The sequence below is a fragment of the Streptomyces sp. SID1328 genome (assembly GCF_009865595.1).
Taxonomy (GTDB): domain Bacteria; phylum Actinomycetota; class Actinomycetes; order Streptomycetales; family Streptomycetaceae; genus Streptomyces; species Streptomyces griseoluteus.
In genome coordinates, this window is the sequence record NZ_WWKH01000305.1 from 1 (window position 1) to 2769 (window position 2769).

Consider the following 2769-nt stretch of genomic DNA (forward strand, 5'->3'; position numbering starts at 1 on the left):
TTCCGACTCTATCAGATCCTTTCGGCGTCTGATTCCCAGTCAGAGAGGGTTGTCTTCCCGGCCCGCTGGGCCGTTCCGACGAGTGAGACTTTAGCGGATTCCCGGCTCCCGAGCTAATCGGGGGCCGCGTCCTTTCGAACGCGGATTCCTCATTTCGCAAATGCGCACACAAGCATGCGACAGCGAGTGTCGATGAGTGGTGGGTCTTGCGAGATGGCTGTCCGGGGACCGACCGGAGTCGGCGCTCACGTCGGACAGCTCGGAGTACATTACGCATCCGGGGAGGGGGTGTCAACCCCACTCCGCCAAGATCTTGCCGGGGTCAGTCCTTCTTGCCGGAGGCCAGCTCACGGCTGCGGTCGCGGGCCGCTTCCAGGGCCGCGATGAGGGCCGCCCGGACCCCGTGGTTCTCCAGCTCGCGGATGGCGTTGATGGTCGTACCGGCCGGCGAGGTGACGTTCTCGCGGAGCTTGACCGGGTGCTCGCCGCTGTCGCGGAGCATCGTGGCGGCACCGATCGCGGACTGCACGATCAGTTCGTGGGCCTTGTCGCGGGGCAGGCCGAGCAGGATGCCGGCGTCCGTCATGGCCTCGACCAGATAGAAGAAGTACGCCGGGCCCGAACCGGAGAGTGCGGTGCAGGCGTCCTGCTGGCCCTCGGGGACACGCAGGGTCTGGCCCACGGCGCCGAAGATCTCCTCGGCGGTGGCGACGTGCTCCTCGGTCGCGTGGCTGCCCGGCGAGATGACGGACATGGCCTCGTCCACCAGGGCCGGGGTGTTCGTCATGACCCGGACGACCGGGGTGCCCTCGGCGAGCCGCTCCTCGAAGAACGAGGTGGGGATGCCCGCGGCTCCGCTGATGATCAGACGGTCGGCGGGGACATGGGGAGCGAGTTCGTCCAGGAGGGCGCCCATGTCCTGCGGCTTGACCGTGAGGATCAGGGTGTCGGCGCTCTTGGCGGCCTCGGTGTTGGACACCGGGGTGACTCCGTGGCGGGCACGGAGTTCCTCGGCGCGTTCCGGGCGGCGGGCGGTGACCAGGAGGTCGGCGGGCGCCCAGCCGCCCCGGATCATCCCGCTGAGCAGGGCTTCGCCGATCTTGCCGGTGCCGAGGACTGCGACTTTCTGGCTCATGCGGTTCATCCTCGCACCGGCGATGCGGCGGGTGGGGCGTTCGTCCGGTGGGCGGACGCGGCCTCAGTCGGTGCGGCGGCGCAGGGTGGCCGCGCCGAGGGCGAGGACCAGGAGCGCGCATCCGGCGACGATCACCACGTCCCGTACGAAGGCTGAGGTCAGCTCGGTGTGGTGGAGGACCTCGTTCATGCCGTCGACGGCGTAGGACATGGGCAGTACGTCGGAAAGGGCCTCCAATAGAGGGTGCATGTCCGCGCGGGGCGTGAAGAGGCCGCACAGGAGGAGCTGGGGGAAGATCACCGCCGGCATGAACTGGACCGCCTGGAACTCCGACGCGGCGAAGGCCGAGACGAAGAGCCCGAGGGCGGTGCCGAGCAGGGCGTCCAGGAGGGCGACCAGCAGGAGCAGCCAGGGTGAACCGGTGACGTCCAGGCCGAGGAGCCAGACGGCGAGGCCGGTGGCGAGGGCGGACTGGACGACGGCCACGGCGCCGAAGGCGAGCGCGTAGCCGGCGATGAGGTCGGCCTTGCCGAGGGGCATCGCGAGGAGACGTTCGAGGGTGCCCGAGGTGCGTTCGCGCAGGGTGGCGATGGAGGTCACCAGGAACATCGTGATCAGCGGGAAGATGCCGAGCAGCGAGGCGCCGATGTTGTCGAAGGTGCGCGGGCTGGCATCGAAGACGTAGCGCAGCAGGACCAGCATCAGGCAGGGGACGAGGAGCATCAAGGCGATGGTCCTGGGGTCGTGGCGGAGCTGGCGCAGGACGCGGGCCGCGGTGGCGGTGGTGCGGGCGGTGCTGAATGCGGCGGGGGTCGTCGTGCTCATCGGGTCGGCTCCTTGGTGCGGTCGTCCGCTTCGTCGACGAGGCGCAGGAAGGCGGCCTCCACGGTGTCGGTGGCGGTGCGGGTGCGCAGGTTCTCGGGGGTGTCGTCGGCGAGGACGTGTCCTTCGCGCATGAGGAGGAGGCGGTGGCAGCGCTCGGCCTCGTCCATGACGTGGGAGGACACGAGGAGGGTCGTGCCGCGGTCGGCGAGTTCGTGGAAGAGGTTCCAGAGGTCGCGGCGGAGTACGGGGTCGAGGCCGACGGTCGGTTCGTCGAGGACGAGCAGGTCGGGGGTGCCGAGGAGGGCGACGGCGAGGGAGACGCGGCTGCGCTGGCCGCCGGAGAGGTTGCCGGCCAGGGCGTCGGCGTGGGTGGTGAGGTCGACGTCGGCGATGGCGCGGGTGACGTGTTCGCGGCGGCGGTCCGCGGCGGCGCGGCCGGGGTCGAGGATCGCGGCGAAGTAGTCGAGGTTCTGCTCGACGGTGAGGTCGTCGTAGACCGAGGGGGCCTGGGTGACGTAGCCGATGCGGTGGCGCAGGGTGGGGTGTCCGGCGGGGCTGCCGAGGACGTCGAGGGTGCCGGTGACCTTGGCCTGGGTGCCGGTGATGGCGCGGATCAGCGTGGACTTGCCACAGCCGGAGGGGCCGAGCAGGCCGGTGATCCGGCCTCGGGGGACGGTGAAGCGGAGGTCCTTCAGGACGGTTCGGGCGCCGCGTACGACGGTGAGGCCGGCGGCGCGGACGGCATCGGGCGCCGTCGGCTGGGGTGACTCGGGCACATTATTCATCACGTGATGAATAATGTGCCCGAG

General features: G+C 70.1%; 3 protein-coding genes. All 3 read right to left on the bottom strand.

Annotation, left to right across the window (positions count from 1 at the left end):
- Positions 1–322: 322 nt before the first annotated feature.
- On the bottom strand, positions 323–1135 hold the full coding sequence (gene proC, locus GT030_RS09135) for a pyrroline-5-carboxylate reductase (protein WP_135791656.1): 813 nt from the start codon (positions 1133–1135) through the stop codon (positions 323–325).
- Positions 1136–1198: 63 nt separating this feature from the next.
- Positions 1199–1960 (bottom strand): ABC transporter permease, encoded by a 762-nt coding sequence (locus GT030_RS09140; protein WP_161200662.1) that lies wholly within the window; start codon positions 1958–1960, stop codon positions 1199–1201.
- Complete coding sequence (locus GT030_RS09145; protein WP_202459890.1) at positions 1957–2745, bottom strand: ABC transporter ATP-binding protein; 789 nt, start codon at positions 2743–2745, stop codon at positions 1957–1959. The genes GT030_RS09140 and GT030_RS09145 overlap by 4 nt, the downstream gene beginning before the upstream one ends.
- Between the last annotated feature and the right edge of the window lie 24 nt (positions 2746–2769).